This is a genomic window from Pseudacidovorax sp. 1753 (genome assembly GCF_040544975.1).
Classification (GTDB): domain Bacteria; phylum Pseudomonadota; class Gammaproteobacteria; order Burkholderiales; family Burkholderiaceae_C; genus Xenophilus.
Genome location: NZ_JBEPKY010000031.1, coordinates 1 through 16036, shown reverse-complemented (window position 1 = coordinate 16036; position 16036 = coordinate 1). Strand labels below are relative to the sequence as shown.

General features: G+C 66.8%; 15 protein-coding genes and 1 pseudogene. 9 read left to right on the top strand and 7 right to left on the bottom strand.

The annotated features are described in order from the left end of the window. Position 1: 1 nt before the first annotated feature. From ABIC63_RS27575 to ABIC63_RS27535, 9 genes are all read left to right on the top strand, one after another. Positions 2-1327, top strand: a complete 1326-nt coding sequence (locus ABIC63_RS27575; protein ID WP_354322102.1) for a TadA family conjugal transfer-associated ATPase — start codon at positions 2-4, stop codon at positions 1325-1327. Then, a complete protein-coding gene (locus ABIC63_RS27570) occupies positions 1320-2348 on the top strand; it encodes a type II secretion system F family protein (protein ID WP_354322101.1) in 1029 nt (342 codons plus the stop codon). Before ABIC63_RS27575 ends, ABIC63_RS27570 begins: the two co-directional genes overlap by 8 nt. Then, positions 2348-3304 (top strand): type II secretion system F family protein, encoded by a 957-nt coding sequence (locus tag ABIC63_RS27565; protein ID WP_294370730.1) that lies wholly within the window; start codon positions 2348-2350, stop codon positions 3302-3304. Before ABIC63_RS27570 ends, ABIC63_RS27565 begins: the two co-directional genes overlap by 1 nt. A 164-nt stretch (positions 3305-3468) precedes the next feature. Continuing rightward, a complete protein-coding gene (locus ABIC63_RS27560; RefSeq protein WP_294370734.1) occupies positions 3469-4359 on the top strand; it encodes a tetratricopeptide repeat protein in 891 nt (296 codons plus the stop codon). Continuing rightward, the gene (locus tag ABIC63_RS27555) at positions 4356-4817 is read left to right on the top strand and encodes a DUF3613 domain-containing protein (RefSeq protein ID WP_354322100.1); all 462 of its coding nucleotides are present in this window, start codon (positions 4356-4358) and stop codon (positions 4815-4817) included. The genes ABIC63_RS27560 and ABIC63_RS27555 overlap by 4 nt, the downstream gene beginning before the upstream one ends. Positions 4818-4829: 12 nt before the next feature. Then, positions 4830-5306, top strand: a complete 477-nt coding sequence (locus tag ABIC63_RS27550; protein ID WP_354322099.1) for a TadE/TadG family type IV pilus assembly protein — start codon at positions 4830-4832, stop codon at positions 5304-5306. A 26-nt stretch (positions 5307-5332) separates the two neighbouring features. Continuing rightward, a complete protein-coding gene (locus ABIC63_RS27545; RefSeq protein WP_354322098.1) occupies positions 5333-5731 on the top strand; it encodes a TadE/TadG family type IV pilus assembly protein in 399 nt (132 codons plus the stop codon). 1 nt (position 5732) lies between these two features. After that, complete coding sequence (locus ABIC63_RS27540) at positions 5733-7877, top strand: TadG family pilus assembly protein (protein WP_354322097.1); 2145 nt, start codon at positions 5733-5735, stop codon at positions 7875-7877. Between the two features lie 5 nt (positions 7878-7882). Then, on the top strand, positions 7883-9271 hold the full coding sequence (locus ABIC63_RS27535; RefSeq protein ID WP_354322096.1) for a sigma 54-interacting transcriptional regulator: 1389 nt from the start codon (positions 7883-7885) through the stop codon (positions 9269-9271). A gap of 626 nt (positions 9272-9897) precedes the next feature. On the opposite strand, the gene ABIC63_RS27530 is transcribed toward ABIC63_RS27535, so the two are convergent. The 7 genes and pseudogenes from ABIC63_RS27530 to ABIC63_RS27500 form a co-directional block, all read right to left on the bottom strand. After that, positions 9898-10821 carry a hypothetical protein gene (locus tag ABIC63_RS27530; RefSeq protein ID WP_294370744.1) on the bottom strand — a complete coding sequence of 308 codons (924 nt, stop codon included), beginning with the start codon at positions 10819-10821 and terminating at the stop codon, positions 9898-9900. Then, positions 10808-11503, bottom strand: a complete 696-nt coding sequence (locus ABIC63_RS27525; RefSeq protein ID WP_354322095.1) for a hypothetical protein — start codon at positions 11501-11503, stop codon at positions 10808-10810. The genes ABIC63_RS27530 and ABIC63_RS27525 overlap by 14 nt, the downstream gene beginning before the upstream one ends. Continuing rightward, on the bottom strand, positions 11476-11991 hold the full coding sequence (locus ABIC63_RS27520) for a DUF2345 domain-containing protein (protein WP_354322094.1): 516 nt from the start codon (positions 11989-11991) through the stop codon (positions 11476-11478). The genes ABIC63_RS27525 and ABIC63_RS27520 overlap by 28 nt, the downstream gene beginning before the upstream one ends. Positions 11992-12127: 136 nt before the next feature. Continuing rightward, complete coding sequence (locus ABIC63_RS27515; RefSeq protein ID WP_354322093.1) at positions 12128-13261, bottom strand: MFS transporter; 1134 nt, start codon at positions 13259-13261, stop codon at positions 12128-12130. Between the two features lie 367 nt (positions 13262-13628). Further along, positions 13629-14402: a hypothetical protein gene (locus ABIC63_RS27510; RefSeq protein ID WP_354322092.1), complete on the bottom strand. Its 774-nt coding sequence runs from the start codon at positions 14400-14402 to the stop codon at positions 13629-13631. Beyond that, positions 14399-15517, bottom strand: a complete 1119-nt coding sequence (locus ABIC63_RS27505) for an MFS transporter (RefSeq protein ID WP_354322091.1) — start codon at positions 15515-15517, stop codon at positions 14399-14401. Before ABIC63_RS27505 ends, ABIC63_RS27510 begins: the two co-directional genes overlap by 4 nt. A gap of 6 nt (positions 15518-15523) precedes the next feature. Further along, positions 15524-16036: pseudogene (locus tag ABIC63_RS27500) on the bottom strand (T6SS effector BTH_I2691 family protein); the annotation flags it as partial.

The following is a 16036-nucleotide window of genomic DNA, read 5'->3' as shown; positions in this document are numbered from 1 at the left end:
CATGTCCCCCGACATCCAGTTCGCCGACGACGACCAGGCCTTCGTCGGCTCCCAGCAGTTCCAGGACATCAAGAACTGGACGCACGAGCACCTGCTCACCCGCATCGAGGAGCTGGGCGCCGAGTTCGGCCGCTGGTCGCGTGCCTCGATCCAGCAGTTCGTGGAGCTGGAGCTCGACAGCTTCGTGCGACTGCAGCGCGTGCCCATCAACGAGCGCGAGATCCAGCTGGTGGCCGATGCGCTCACCAAGGAGCTGGCCGGCCTTGGCCCGCTGGAGGACCTGCTGAACGACCCGGCCGTCGAGGACGTGCTGATCAACGGCCACAAGAACGTCTACGTCTCGCGCCGCGGCATCCTCACGCGCGAGCAGATCCGCTTCTCGGACGACGAGCATGTGCTGCGCATCGTGCGCCGCATCCTGGCGCCGCTGGGCCGGCGGCTGGACGAGTCGAACCCCATGGTCGACGCACGCCTGCCCGACGGCGGCCGCATCAACGCGGTGATCGAGCCATTGGCGCTGGACGGCATGTCGGTGTCGATCCGCAAGTTCCGCAAGGACCCGCTCACGCCGGCCGAGCTGGTCAAGCTGGGCACCTTCGACGCCGGCATGTCGCAGGTGCTGGAGATGGCGGTGCGGGCGCGCTGCAACATCCTGGTCTCGGGCGGCACCAGCTCGGGCAAGACATCGCTGCTCAATGCGCTGACCACCTTCATCCCCGAGACCGAGCGCGTCATCACCATCGAGGACACGGCCGAGCTGTCGCTGGCCAATGCGCATGTGGTGCGGCTCGAAAGCCGCCAGGGCGGCTTCGACGGCGCGGGGCTGGTCTCCATCCGCGACCTGCTGCGCAACAGCCTGCGCATGCGGCCCGACCGCATCATCGTGGGCGAGGTGCGCGGCGCCGAGGTGATCGAGATGCTGCAGGCCATGAACACCGGCCACGACGGCTCCATGGGCACCATCCACGCCAGCTCGCCGCGCGAATGCATCTACCGGCTGGAGATGCTCGCGGGCTTCGCGGGCTACCAGGGCAGCGAGGTGAGCCTGCGCCGGCAGATCGCCAGCGCCATCGACTTCATCGTGCAGATCGGCCGGCTCTCGGGCGGGCAGCGGCGCATCCTGTCGCTGTCGGAGGTGACGGGCGTGAACGACAACGTGGTCGCCATGCAGGAGCTGTACCGCTACGAGCCGCAGGTCGGGCCCGATGGCGAGGAGCGCGACCGCTGGGTGTCGCTGGGCATCGCGCCGCATTCGCCCAAGATCGCGCGGCTGCGCCAGACCCTGGCCCGCAACGCGCCGGGCGCGGCGGAGGGCCGCCGTGGCTGAGTCGCCGCGAATCGGCCTGCTGCTGGCGGCCGTGGCCCTGATGCTGGCCGCCGCCGGCCTGCTGCTGTGGCAGTGGGCGACCTCGGGCCAGGGCCGGGCCGCCGCCGCGCGCCACCTGGGCGAGCAGCTCGCCGGGCTGGCCGACAGCGACGCCGTGCCGCGCGCACGACCGGCGCCGCTGTCGACGCCCGCCAGTGCACAGCCGCTGGCGGCCGCACCCGCCGATGGCACGCTGGTCGACCCCTGGGCCGCGACGACCGAGACGGCTACCGCGGCCAGCCCGTCCGGCCGCGGCCGCCTCGACGAGTTGCTGCCGCCCTGGCTGCAGGGCGCGGTGTCGGCGCCCCAGCTCGGCCTGGGCGCGCTGGCGCTGGTGATCCTGGTGTCGCTGGCAGGCCTGCTGGCCTCGGCGCCCGGCGTGGTCGCGGCACTGGCCGTGCTGCTGCCGCTGTCGGCCTTCTTCCTCTGGTGGCGGGTGCAGAAATTCCGCCGCCGCCTGGTGGGCCAATTGCCGGGCTTCATCGATGCCATGGTGCGGCTCATCACGGTGGGCAACTCGACGCAGGCGGCCTTCCAGCTGGCCATTCCGAGTGCGCGCGAGCCGCTGCGGGCCTACCTGGAGCGCACCGCCAGCCTCGTGCACGCGGGCGTGGACCTGGACCGGGCCCTGGCGCAGACGGCCGAGAGCGTGCGCGTGCAGGAGCTGCACCTGATGGCTGCCGTGCTGGGCCTGGGCGTGCGCTACGGCGGCCGGGCAGACCTGTTGCTGGAGCGGCTGGCGCACTTCATCCGAGACCGCGAGCAGGCCGACCAGGAACTGCAGGCGCTGTCGGCCGAGACCCGGCTGTCGGCCTGGATCCTCGGCCTGCTGCCGCTCATCGTGGGCGGGCTGATCGTCGCCAACAACCCCGACTACTTCCTGCGCATGTGGCACGACGGCACGGGCCGCATGATGGTCTTCGGCGGCGCGGGCCTGCAGCTGCTGGGCGCGGTGCTGCTGTACCGGGTGGCGAGGCTGTGATGCCGCAGCAACTCAGCCCCACCCTGCTCGCCGCCCTCAGCGTCGCGGTGCTCGCCCTGGGCCTGCTGGTGCTGGGCGCCGCCCTCATCAGTGCCGAACTGCGCCGGCTGCGCCACGAACGCGCGCTGGACCGCGCCCTGGCCCATGGCGCCAGCCTGAGCCAGGCCGGCGACCCCAGCCTGCATGCGCCCCTGGCCGCCCCCAGCGCCAGCGACCTCCCGGTGCACTGGCTGGACACGCGCCTGGGCCGCGCGCTGGTGGCCGACGAGGACCGGCGGCTGATCGACCAGTGCGGCTTTCCGGCCGTGCGGGCGCAGCTCATCTTCCTGCTGCTGCGCCTGGGCATGGCGCTGCTGCTGCCCGTGGTGGTCTACATGGCGTGGGCAGGCAGCCAGACGCCGGCCAGGGCGATGGCTGGGCTGGCCTTCGGCTTCACGCTCGGCTTCATGGGCCCCAAGTGGCTGCTGGCGCGGCGCGCGGCCGACCGCCGCGAACAGGTGGCGCAGGAGCTGCCGCTCTTCGTCGACCTGCTGCGCCTGCTGCAGGGCGTGGGCCTGAGTCTGGACCAGAGCCTGCAGATCATGGCCACCGACTTCCACCATGTGCTGCGCGTGCTGGGCTTCGAGCTGGGCATCGCCAACCGGCAGTACGCCCAGGGCCGCACCCGCGAGCATTCGCTGCAGCGCCTGGCCACGCTGCATGCCAACGAGGACCTGGCCAGCCTGGTGATGCTGCTGGTGCAGGTGGACCGCCACGGCGGCGCCGTGCAGGAGCCGCTGCGCATCTTCAGCGAGCGGCTGCGCGAGCGCCGCCGCATGGAGATGAAGGAGCGCATCGGCCGCATCACCGTGAAGATGACCGTGATCATGGTCACCACGCTGCTGCCGGCGCTGCTGGTGGTCACCGCAGGCCCCGGTTTCCTGGCGATCGTCCGTTCGGTCGGGAGCATGAGATGACATCCCAGATGACACCCCCCGTGCCGCTTCGCGGCTCCGGGCGGCCGCCAGAGGCGGCTGCTCTTCGGGCACGTCCAAGCCTGCGCAGGCAGGCTTGGAGCCGCGGCCCTTCGACAGGTGCCAATGCTGGCGCTTGTTGTCGCCTCACGAGAAAGGAGTCGCCCATGCACAGGATTTCCGTGATCGCCCTCAGCCTTCTCTGCCTGGGCCTCGCGGCCTGCGGCAGCACGCCGCGGTCGGACTACCCGGGCGCCGGCGCGGCGCGCGAGCGGCAGAACGCACAGGCTGCCGCCGATGCCGTGCCGGCCGGCGAAGGCGCAGGCGCCATCGACAGCGCGGGCACCTACCTGCGCCTGGTCGAGCGCATGCAGCAGGACGGCCTGTGGTTCGCCTCGCTGGCGCATGTGGACGCACTGGAAGCGCGCCATGGCGTGACGCCGGCCTCGACCCGCCTGCGTGCCGATGCGCTGCGCCAGACCGGGCAGGACGCCGCCAGCGCGGCCGCCTACCGGCGCCTCGTGGGCACGCCGTTGGAAGCGGCCGGCTACCACGGCCTGGGCCTGCTCGCCGGCGGCAAGGGCGACTTCGCCGAAGCCGCGCGCCTGATGGAGCAGGCCCGCCGCAGTACGCCCACCGACGGCCTGCTGCTGAGCGACCTGGGCTATGCGCTGCTGCGCGCCGGCCGCATCGACGCCGCCCGCGTTCCGCTGATGCAGGCGGCCCAGCTGCGCCCCGACCAAGCCCAGGTGCAGGCCAACCTGGCCCTCTACCTGGAAGCCAGCGGCCGCACCGATCAGGCGAGCGCGCTGATGGACGCCCAGCGCCTGCCCCCGGCCAGCCGCGAGGCCATCCGCCAGGCGGGGCGCGACCTGGCCGGCGGGGGCGCGCCCGTGGCCACCGCCGACCTGCCGGCCGGCTTCGCGCCCGGCGGCCTGGCCCTGCGCACCGCCACCCGCGCCAGCCTGCCGCGGACGGCTTCACCGGCCGCCGCGGCCACCACCGCGAGCGCCGCCGAGCGCGCCCCCAACGCCCCCGACACCGGAAGGACGCCATGACGAAGACGACCCCGCTTTCCCTGCTGCTTCTGGGCCTGCTCGTGGCCGCACCGGCCCGGGCCCAGATCTCGGCGGCGCCGCTCGCCGCATCGACTTCGGCAGACAGCAGGCAGGTGACGCCCGTGCAGGTCGCGCCGATGCCGGTGGCGGCTGCGCCGGTGCCTGCCCCGTCGGTCGCACCCTCGGGCGGCAGCGGCGCGGCCCTGGACGAGACGGCCGCCGCCACCGACCAGCCTGCGCTGCCGGTCGGCGCGGCCACGCAGCGCCTGCTGGCCTTGCAGCGTAGCGGCACGATGGCTTCGGCCACGCCGCGCCCCATCCCGGGCGAGGTGGCACATCGCAGCTACGAGCGCTACCTGAACAGCTTCAACCACCCCATTCCCGACCGGTACGGCTCCTCTGTGTCGGTGCGCCAGGGTGGCACCGGCACGGGCACGTCCACCGGCGGCGCCCACTGAACGACGACCGACATGCCGAGAACGGGCAGCCCTCGCGTACACGCCACGCGGCCGCGCGCCGCGCGGGTGCAGCGCGGCGTGTACTCGCTGGAGTACGCGATGGTGTTCCTGCTGTTCTTTGCGCTCATCTACACCATCGTGTGCTACGCGATCGTGTTCACCTTCCGCTTCGGGTTGCAGAACGCCGCGGAGGATGGGGCGCGGGCCGCGCTGCGCTATCAAACGACGCTGGCAGCGCGTCAGGCAGCGGCCAGCACCGAGGCCACGCGCAAGGCCACCGGCTGGCTGCCGGTCACACCCACCGTGGCCTCGCGCGTCGTGTACGAGAACGGCAGCAGCTGCGACGCTCAACTGGCCAATCGCTGCAGCATCGAGGTCACGGTCAGCGCACCCGGCCTGCAGGCGGTGCTGCCGCCCTTTCCCGGCTTTGCGCTGCCGGACGTGGTGGCCGCGCAGGCCCGCGTGCTGCTCGACGGGAGGTCGCTGTGAGGGGGCGCCCGGCCATGGCGCACGCCATGTGCACGACACGCGCGCGCCAGCGGGGCGTGGCCGCGATCGAGTTCGGCATCGTGTTCATCGCCCTCTTCACCGTGCTCTACGGCCTGGCCACCTTCGGCTCGGTGTTCTACACGCGGCACCAGATCACCCGCGCCGCCGAGGACGGGGCGCGTGCCGTGGCCATGTACAACGCGCCCACCGAAGCGCAGATCCAGGCCGTGGTGCGCAGTTCGCTGGCGGTGCCGCTGTCCACCGCGACCGGCCTGGAGATCAGCGCCACGGCCGCTGCCGACCCGGTGGTGGTGACGGTGCGCCTGCCCTATCGCAGCAACGCGATCCTGCCGCTGCTGCCGCTGGCCGACCGCTTCATCCCCGACATGCTGCAGGCGCGCGCCAGCGCGGCGAGGCCATCCTGACATGACGCACCGCCCAGTCCACATCCGCGGGGGCCATGGTGCTGGCAGCGCCCTGGCCGGCCGCCTCGTTCGGCGAGGCGGCGGCCGACGCCATCAGCGCGGCTCCGTCGTCATCAACGCGACCCTGGCGCTGGCCGTGTTGATCATCGGGCTGCTCGGCACCGAGCTCGGCTACATGCTGCTGACCAAGCGCGACCTGCAGAAGGCCGCCGACCTGGCTGCGCTGGCCGGCGCGCAGCAGGTGCAACCCACCAGTTGCACCGCGGCCCAGCAGGCGGCGCTCTCCAATGCCAATGGCAGCGGCACGCAGGATACCAACCGGAACCTGCCGCGCGAGTTCAGCCTGGCGGCCGGCGATGTGGAATGCGGCCGTTGGGAAACGACGTCCTCCGACCCGTCGGGCAGGCGCTTCCAGGGCGGCGTGCAGCCCTTCAACGCCGTGCGCGTGGCCATGCAGCGCACGCCGGCGGTGATCCTGCCGGCCTTGCCCGGCAACGGCGCGGCCACGCTGGCGGTCGAGGCCATTGCCGCACGTCAGCAACCGCAGGCGGCGCTGAGCATCCGCAGCACGCTGCTCACTGTGGACGCTTCGCGCTCGGTGCTGTTGAACGCCCTGGTCGGCGGGCTGCTGGGCGGCTCGCTCAACCTGAGCGTGGGCGGCTGGAACGGGCTGCTGCAGACCGATGTTCAGTTGCTGCGCTTTCTCGATGCGCTGGCGGTGGACCTGAACGTCGCGGCCGGCGACTACGACACCCTGCTGCGCACCGATGCGTCCGTGGGCGTGCTGCTGGACGCGGCCATCACGGCCTTGCAGAACGGCGCAGGCGGCAATGGGGGCACGCTCGATTCCGCGATCACGGCCCTGCAGGCCATCCGGGCCGCAGCCCAGGCCGCGCCGGCGCTTCCCCTCGTGCAGCTCGGCGAGCTGCTCTCGGTGCAAAGCGGCACGCCGGCTGCCGGCCTGGAGGTGCCGGTCCAGCTCTTCCAGCTGGTGGAGGCGATGGTGCAGGCCGCCAACAGCAAGAGCGCCGTTGTCGCATCGGTGCCACTGACGCTGCCGGGTCTGGGCAACGTTTCAGTGAAGACCAAGGTCATCGAGCCGGCACAGATCTCGGCCATCGGCAACCCGGCGCTGGCGCGGCTCGACCCCATGGGCGAAAACCGGATCTTCGTGCGCACGGCGCAAGTTCGCACGCTGGTGTCGGTGGAACTCGGCGGGTTGCTGAGCACGGTGAATTCGCTGCTGGACACCGTCACCGGCCAGCTCGCGCCGCTGACCAGTTTCATCAACGGCGTGCTCAACCTCAACTTGGTAGCGGCCATCGGCAACTTCCTGGGCGGCATCCTCTGTGGCGGACTGGTGACCTGCCCCTCGTCCGAGGCGCTGTCGGTGCGCATCGCACCCAGCCCGCGCATCGACCTGGGCCTCGGCGTGGGCGGTGGACGTGCCTACGTGAGCGACTACAGCTGCACCGGCAACGACGCGAAGACGCTCACCGTGCCCGCATCCACGGCACTGGGTGAACTGCAGGTGGGCAGCTTCGGCGCCACCCCGGCCGCCGCGGAAAGCGCCTTCTTCTCCTCCTCGGAAATTCCGCAGACGGCCCCCGTCTCCATCCTCGAGCTTGGCCGGCGCACCGTCCGGCCGGACGGCTGCCTGCTCACACTCTGCAGCCCCCTGCGCTGGAAGAAAGGCAGCACCTGGGTGAGCGATCCGAAGCAGGCGGACTTCGCGCTCGAATCGGCGCTGGGCCTGCGCGCCGACACCACGGTGGCCGGCAGCATCCAGACCCTGCAGTACGCCGCCCCAGCCGCATCCAACCTGCCCGAGATCGATGCCGGCGCGCCTGCCTACCAGGCCATTTCCTCCACCGGCATCGTGGGCAGCCTGGCGAACACGCTGGCCAACGTCAGCATCCAGCCCTATCGCAGCACCAGCAGCGGCACGCTGGGCAACCTGCTGTTTGGCACCATCAGTCTGATCAACGGCCTGCTCGGCTCGCTGCAGACCGTGATCAGCGGCTTGCTGTCGCCGCTGCTCGATCCGCTGCTGGACTTCCTGCTCGACACGCTGGGCATCGACGTCGCCACCACCGAGGTCGGCGCCCGCCTGAGCTGCCGCCGCGGCGCGGAGCTGGTCTTCTGAATCGCATGAGCGTCTCCCCCGCCTTCGACGAACTCGACCTCTATGTCTGGGAGGGCAAGGCCGACATCCTGGACCGGGTGGCGCGCTGCATGTCCAGCTTCGACGTGGACGTGATCCGCGCCGACGACCGCTTCATGAGCCTGCCCGAGCGCGACCAGCCGCTGCGCCCGTCGCTGGCCGTGATGAGCGTCACCGCCATCGATGGCGGCGGCCTGCCGCATGCCACCGAACTGCTGCAGGGCATGCCGGTGATCTGGGTAGGCGCGAGCACCCGCGAGCGCGATCCGCGCAACTACCCGCCCGAGTACCTGCACGTCCTGCCCTACGACTTCACCTGTGCCGAACTGCGCACCATGGTCGCCAAGCTGGTGCGCCAGCTGCGCGCCCGCGCGGCCGAGGCGCCAGCGCCGGGCGAACTGGTGGCCCTGTCCGAGCCCATGAAGGCGCTGCTGGCCGAGGTGAACACCTTCGCGGGCAGCGACCATTCGGTGCTGGTGCAGGGCGAGACCGGCGTGGGCAAGGAACGCGTGGCGCAGTTGCTGCACCATGGCCATCCCACCTATGGCAAGGGTGCCTTCGTCGCGGTCAACTGCGGCGCCATTCCCGACGGCCTGTTCGAGTCGCTGTTCTTCGGCCATGCCAAGGGCTCCTTCACCGGCGCCGTGCATGCGCACCGCGGCTACTTCGAGCAGGCCACCGGCGGCACGCTGTTCCTGGACGAGATCGGCGACCTGCCGCGCTACCAGCAGGTCAAGCTGCTGCGGGTGCTGGAGGACGGCGCCGTCACCCGTCTGGGCTCGGCCACGCCGCTGCGGGTGGACTTCCGCCTGGTGGCGGCCACCAACCGCAACCTGCGCGAGATGGTGGCCGCGGGCGAGTTCCGCGCCGACCTGTTCTACCGGCTGGCGGTGATCGAGCTGCGCATCCCCAGCCTGGAGGAGCGCGGCGAGGCCGACAAGATCGCCCTCTTCAAGGCCGTGCTGACCGGCGTGCTGGGCGAGCCGCTGCTGCAGGAACTGGGTGAGGCGCCGCACTGGCTGACCGACGCCATCGCCTCGGCCACCTTCCCGGGCAACGTGCGCCAGCTGCGCAACCTGGCCGAGCGGGTGGGCGTGATCGCGCGGCAGACGAAGAGCTGGGAGCCGACGCTGATCCAGCGTGCTTTGGCGCTGGCCCGTCCGGTGGAGGTGCCCTCCGCCGCCCCGCTGGAGCGCCGCGGCTGGAACGCGACGGAGCGCAACCGCATCATCGCGGCGCTCGAAGTGAACGACTGGCGCCGCCAGGACGCCGCCCAGCACCTGGGCATCAGCCGCAAGGTGCTGTGGGAGAAGATGCGCAAGTACCAGATCATGGACGGCGAGCCGGGCGTGCCGGAGGCGCCGGAGGCGTCCTGAGCCGAAGGGGCCGCGCAGGCCGGACCGGAGGGCACGCTCAACGTATGGACGTCGGTGACGGGCGATCGGCCTCGCGCTTGCGCAGTTGCGTCGGGGTGCGGTAGTCGCGGCGGATTTCTAACCTGCTCAATTCGAACGGAGCGTCCCCTCGAATGACCTTCATCGCCGCCGCAGTGAATTCGACCAGCCGCTCCCGCTGCATGTCGTCATATCGGAAGTTGTCCTAGACGGCTTGGGCGCCGCGCAGTTCTGCCTCGGTTTCCGCACGCCGTTGGGCCTTCTCAGCGGGTGTCATGACTTTCCTTTCCTCCTGACGGTCGGCCAACCGGAGTGGTGGCGACGTCGAACAATCTTGTGCAGAGGCCGGGTTGAGGCAGAGCGGCGCCAGGAGCGCCGTTCCACAGATGCTTGACCACCTTTTCGCAAGCGAAGCTGCCTTCTTCCCAGGGCCGCATTCGGGTAGCCGAGGCTGCCCGATCCAGCTATGGCCATCGGGTCCACATCGATGGGCTTGCCGCCCAGCCCCACGTCTTGAAGCAATTCATAGGCGGCCTTTCCATTGCAGGCGAGGCCAAATCGATGCGCATTCGGCCGGTGGCTGCTTTGCTGTAGCGCCGGCAGCGAAGTCAGCTCTTCTTCTTCGGGCCGAACATCCGCTCGATTTCCTCGGCCATGGGATCGGGGCCAACCCATTGCCACCAGGCGGGCTGTGTCACGACGCGGCCGGTGTCAGGGTCCTGCCCGTTCAGGACGGGGAACCATCCGTCATCGCCGAGGGTGTGGATGCGCCGCTGCATGGGGATGGCCGCATTCAGTGCGTCGTCGGCAAAGAAGCCGAGCCAGCGGCCGTCCTTGGGAACCCGCTGGCCGGTCCTGGGCATGTCGCTGAACTTCTTCTGATCGCGCTCGCGCAGTTGCTCGGGAGTGAGATATCTGCGGCGGATTTCGAGGCGGACCATCCTCGTTGCGGTGTAGGGGTCTTTGTCCCGAGGGTTGATATAGCTGAGTTTGACCTTGACCAGATAGGGTGCGTAGGCCGGCTTCAGGATGTCGTACTCGAAGGTGGCCGGCTGACGCACGATGCCCAGATGCATGATCACTTCGGGGGGATAGAGATTGCCGCCATCCTGCAGCCATCCTGGCGCAACCTTCAGATTCAAAAGTTGCTCAAGACGCTCCCGGTCGAGGTCCATCGGCGGACTGAGTTCGATCTGGAAGTGATACGGCTCGACCTTGCCCTGGTCATCCGTCGTGCCGAGCATGTAGATGCCGGTCCACTGGTTGAGAAAGCATGCGTCAAAGTCGAAGGTAGTGCCGCCGCGGTACGCTTCACCACTCACGATGGCAGGCCTTCGATCCGAAATCGGAAGCAGTCGAGCCAAGCCCTCGAACGGCGCATCCCCACGGATGACCTTCATCGCTGCCCCGATGAAGTCGATCAGCCGTTCGCGCTGAGCCTCGGTGTAGCGGAAGCTGTCGTAGACGGCCTGAGCCGCTCGTTGGCGAGCCTGGTAGTCCTCCCAGGCCTTCTGCTTATCAGCGGGTGCCATCACTTTCTTTTCCTCGGGTGGGTTGCCGAACTGAATTGCTGGCGATGTCAAACAATCTTGTGCAGAAGCCGGGTTGAGGCAGAGCAGCGCCAGGAGCGCCGTTCCAAAGGTGTTTGACCACCTCTTCGCAAGCGAAGCTGTCCTCCTCCCAGGGTCGCATGCGATAGCCGAGGCTGCCCGGTTCCGCCATGGCCATCTGATCCACATCGATGGGCTTGCCGCCCAACCCCACGTCTTGAAGCAATTCATAGGCTGCCTTTCTTGCCAAGGGAATCTCTGTGCGCAGGACGTCGGGCAGGTAGCCCGGTCGGTCCGGCTTTTTCTTGTTTGCGCTGTCGAAGTAGCAGAGCAACTGGTAGTACATGGCAATGACCATGCGATGCAAGCCCACCAGCGCGCTGGGTTCATTGGGTAACGGGGTCTTCGCTGCCAGTGCGTGGTACTTCGGCGGCATCAAGGTGGCCCAGACGAGGTGAATGTTGGGCAGATGCACGTAGTCGAACGGATGCTGCTGCACCAGGGCCGACATCCAGAAGTACTGCTGCGCGTGTCGGGCCTCGTGGTAGATCGTGCTGGCGAATTCGCGCACGGCATCGCCCACGTCGCCACCGCCGTTGGCTGCGGCGAGGATCGAAAGAATCCCACCCTTGTAGCCTACGAGCAGCCACTTCTGCGGGAGCATGACGCCCTTGAGATCCAGGTTGTCGAAGTCCGTGAGGCCCAGTGCCTGAGCCTCTTTGTCGGTCGGTATTGCGACGTCCGGCATCGCCCCCGTCGGCAAGCCGAACGCTCCTTTGGCGAGCGCCTTCGGAAGCTCCTCAGGGCCACGTGCTCGCCCGCCTGCAGGTGCAGGCTCTGCGCCGTGGTGGCGACCAGGCCTGCCGCGCTGGCCAGCACCAGGTGCGGCTGCTGCAGTTCCGGAAAGCGCCGCTGCGCCGCATCGGCCTGGCCTTCGCCCTGGATGTCGGACGCCTGCCGGGCCAGCCGCTGTGCCACGGCGTCCTGGTCGGCGCCCCTTTCCTGCGCCTTGGCGATGCTGGCGGCATCGGCCAGGCCCTCGTGCTGGCGCGTGGCCGCCTTCAGGCGCACGACGGTCTCGCCCAGGCTCAGGCTGGAGTGCTGGTGGTCGCTCTTGAGTTGCGCCTCGATCTGCTCGGCCGTGTCGTCCATCACCGGCCCTGCAAATTTGAGCCCTACGCCAGCGATCGCGTTGCCCACCGGCTCGGGCAGACCTGGAGAGTAGGCAGCCACAGCTCTTGTTCGGCGACCCGGGTTTCTATGATCGCCCGCTTCCGGACCGAACAGTTCAAAGACGGGCTGTCCACCGCAGCGGCTCTTCCGGTCCGATCCCGTTCTCCCGCCGGCGCTGGCCGCAGTCGCTGTTCCATTCCTCGGGGAAGGTGGGCCATTTGCACAGCCGCTCGCTCAGGCAGTGCAAGGGCGCCCACAGCACGTTCGTCAGGAAATTCACTTCGGTCATCAGCGAACTGCCGCGCGCCGGCGCTCGCCCGCCGATGCGGTCCAGCACCCGCGAGGGGCCCAGCACCGTCTCTTCCATATGCTGGCCCGGCGTGTGAAAGCCTTTGCGCAGCCAGTTGTATTCCGCCGGTTTGGGCACGGCGTCCATGCCTTCTTCCATGAAGGTGCGGATGTACTGCCACAGAGGTTCACCACTGCCGCCCGGACCGACCCAGATCAGGTCTTCGCCCTTGCGCTCGGAGTCGGCGGGGTCGAGGGGAGGCCAGTAGAGAAGCAGGTTGCTGTCGATGCCGGCAGACAGGCGGCGCTCGCGGCGAGCTTCTTCGCTGCTGGCCAACTGCTCCACCGTCCAGGACTTGGGCGGCGCCCATTTCACATGCGCCTTGACGCGGTCCCAATCGAGGATGGCGTTGCCGCCATATTTCTTCGGGCGAAGCACGTATACCTTGCGGGTGGTCCGGTTGAAGCGGTAGCGGGCGCGAAGGGCGGTGAAGAAGGCGGGGGCAATAACGTGAGGCCACACAAGAAAGCAAACAAGCCCAGTCGCGCAAGCAAAGACAACCAAAAGGATGGCCAATGCGATGTACCAATCCTGGGGATGTGGCGCCTGCTCAGCAAGAAGCAGACCGATTGGATACGCTGGTAGTGCCACTGACGACCCGAAAAGCAACGCAATCATGAATGTCAATGACCGCTTGTACTCGCCAGCATTGCTCAGCTCGATGAAGTGTTCATTGAAATCAAGCAATGCGCGACTGATGAACAAGGAAGGCCGTGCAATCTCCTGTTCTTTGAGCTTTTCCCTTCGTATGGGCTTGGGATCATTCACATTGCGCGGCCGCGCCCCTTCATGACTGTCGTACAGCCTCGTGCGTTCATTTATATCCGCGTAGTACTCCAACGCCTGCTTCGAACTCTCGCTGCGCCGTTCATCCCAATAGCTGGCTTCTGAATTGAACATTGCGCTCAGTCCATATCTGCGATGGCATTGGCAAGACCGCTGAGCATGAGCGCTTCGGTGCGATGCGGGGTTGCTCTGCTATCGCTCTTTCGGAAGGGCTCGGCCTGCAGCCACTCGGCCCACTCCCCTTCTTTCAGCCGAGCTATCACTTCACTTGCGACAAATACCAGGAGACCCATCGCAATGTTGATCCGGGAGCACCATAGGACGACGCGCACTTTCTCCAAGTTGTAGGCCGTGACTAGACCGGTTCCAATCGTTCCGACACCAGCCGCAGCTCGACCGTAGTAAGCGTATTGAAGCAATCTCTTTTCTTCCTTCTGAGCCGGCGGATTCAAACCTGAAGTGCAACACCTGCTCCCCGTAGCTAACGGTGAAGCAGTTTCCATCCTATCCAGAGAATCGCCCCAATCCAGATCAGAGCTGTGACGCGATCACGAAACACTGCTTCCGCCATTTTTGGCAAAGACATGGCCCTCCCGGTGACCTCAGAGAACTGCGCCTTGAAAGACTCAACCAACTGAGCCGCATCAGTAACGATGGATTCCCGTTGAGCCTGCAAAGCGGACTCCGGTTCAGAAAGAATGCGAACGATCAGTGCATGTAGCTCCTTTTCTTCCAGCAATGCGACACTCTCTACCAGCCAAGCCAGTGCCGCTGCCGGTGAACTGGCAGCGGCGAATGCCGCAGGCGGAGCAATCAACTCTGAACAAGCGCGCTCGAAAACTTCTGGTTGGATCATCTCTTGCTCGAGCAAGATGCGCAGTGCTGCTTCGTCTACGCCTTCACTCATGCCTGCCACATACATTGCAAGATCAAAACTCAACTCAATGGAACCATCCCCTTCACCAATGAGTTCGCAAGCTTCATCGAGCACTTTGCCCATCAGATCGTTTTGCAATTCGCTGGGGCGGTCTTCAAAGGCGTTGATGCGTGGACCGATGCTGTCGCTGGGAATCAACTGCCGCGACAGCATCCAGCCGAATACCTGGCCTGGCGTTCGCAACGCGCGGCGCCGCTTCCATTCGGAACTTTTCTTTGCTTCCAGATATTCGGATTGCGTGATCAAGCCCGTGTCGAGCAAATACTCGAACGCAGGTTGCGCAATCGCAAGTTGGACAGCTGCTTGCTTTGATGTCATGATTTTTCCTCCCACCGCAGTGGCTCCTCCGGCCCGATGCCATCCTCACGCCGCCTCTGCCCGCAGTCGCTGTTCCACTCTTCGGGGAAGGTGGGCCAGTAGCACAACCGTTCGGCCAAGGTGTGCAACGGCGCCCACAACACGTTCAACCCGAAGTTCGTGGCGGTGGCAGCCGATGTGCCTTCGCCCACGATCCTGTCTCGCACCAGGGAGCCATGCATCACGGTTTCTTCCATGTGCTGGCCGGGGCTGCTGAAGCCTTTGCGCAGCCAGTTGTATTCCGCCGGTTTGGGCACGGCGTCCATGCCTTCTTCCATGAAGGTGCGGATGTACTGCCACAGAGGTTCACCACTGCCGCCCGGACCGACCCAGATCAGGTCTTCGCCCTTGCGCTCGGAGTCGGCGGGGTCGAGGGGAGGCCAGTAGAGAAGCAGGTTGCTGTCGATGCCGGCAGACAGGCGGCGCTCGCGGCGAGCTTCTTCGCTGCTGGCCAGTTGCTCGGCTGTCCAGGACTTGGGTGGAGCCCAATGCACATGGGCTTTGACACGGTCCCAATCGAGGATGGCGTTGCCGCCGTACTTCCTGGGGCGCAGCACATAGACCTTGCGGGTGGTGCGGTTGAAGCGGTAGCGGGCGCGAAGGGCGGTGAAAAAGGCGGGAGAAAAAAAGTATCTCCAAAAGAAAAATAGCAATCCGAAAGAGAGAAAAGCAATTCCTCCCCCAGCCAGCGCAGCAATGAGCCAATTTTCCGAAAGAAAAGGGTCATTTATTAGATCAACGAGAGTTGCTCTTCCTAAAAAAAGCGCAGGTAACGTAAGCAATATCAACAAGAGAAATCCCAATGACCGCGTGTTCTCACCCAGGTTGCTCAACTCGATGAAATGCTCATTGAAATCAAACAGCGTCCGACTGATAGACAGGGAAGGCCGTGCAATTTCCTGTTCTTTGAGCTTCTCCTTGCGCGTGGGTTTTGGGTCGTTCACGCCGCGAGGCGTGTGGCCCTCATGAATACCAAGGAGCCGCGTGTGCTCGTTGATGTCCGCGAAATACTCCAATGCTTGCTTGGGACTTTGGCTGCGCTTCTCATCCCAGTAACCCGATTCGGAATTGAACATGCAGCGTCACTCCATGTCCGCGATGGCATTGGCAAGACCGCTGAGCATGAGCGCTTCGGTGCGATGCGGGGTTGCTCTGCTATCGCTCTTTCGGAAGGGCTCGGCCTGCAGCCACTCGGCCCACTCCCCTTCTTTCAGCCGAGCTATCACTTCACTTGCGACAAATACCAGGAGACCCATCGCAATGTTGATCCGGGAGCACCATAGGACGACGCGCACTTTCTCCAAGTTGTAGGCCGTGACTAGACCGGTTCCAATCGTTCCGACACCAGCCGCAGCTCGACCGTAGTAAGCGTATTGAAGCAATCTCTTTTCTTCCTTCTGAGCCTTATTTCCATCCACCGCATCCCAAATGACCCCCACCACAGCCCCCGCAGCCACCCAATGCGCCGCGCCGATCTTCATCGCCTGAAGCTCCGCACTCGTCGCCTTGCCCAATTCCGCAGACCATTTGTGTGCCGGAATCTTCGCCTTGATCTCCTCCAGCACATTCTTCTCGTAGAAGTCCGCCCGCCACCC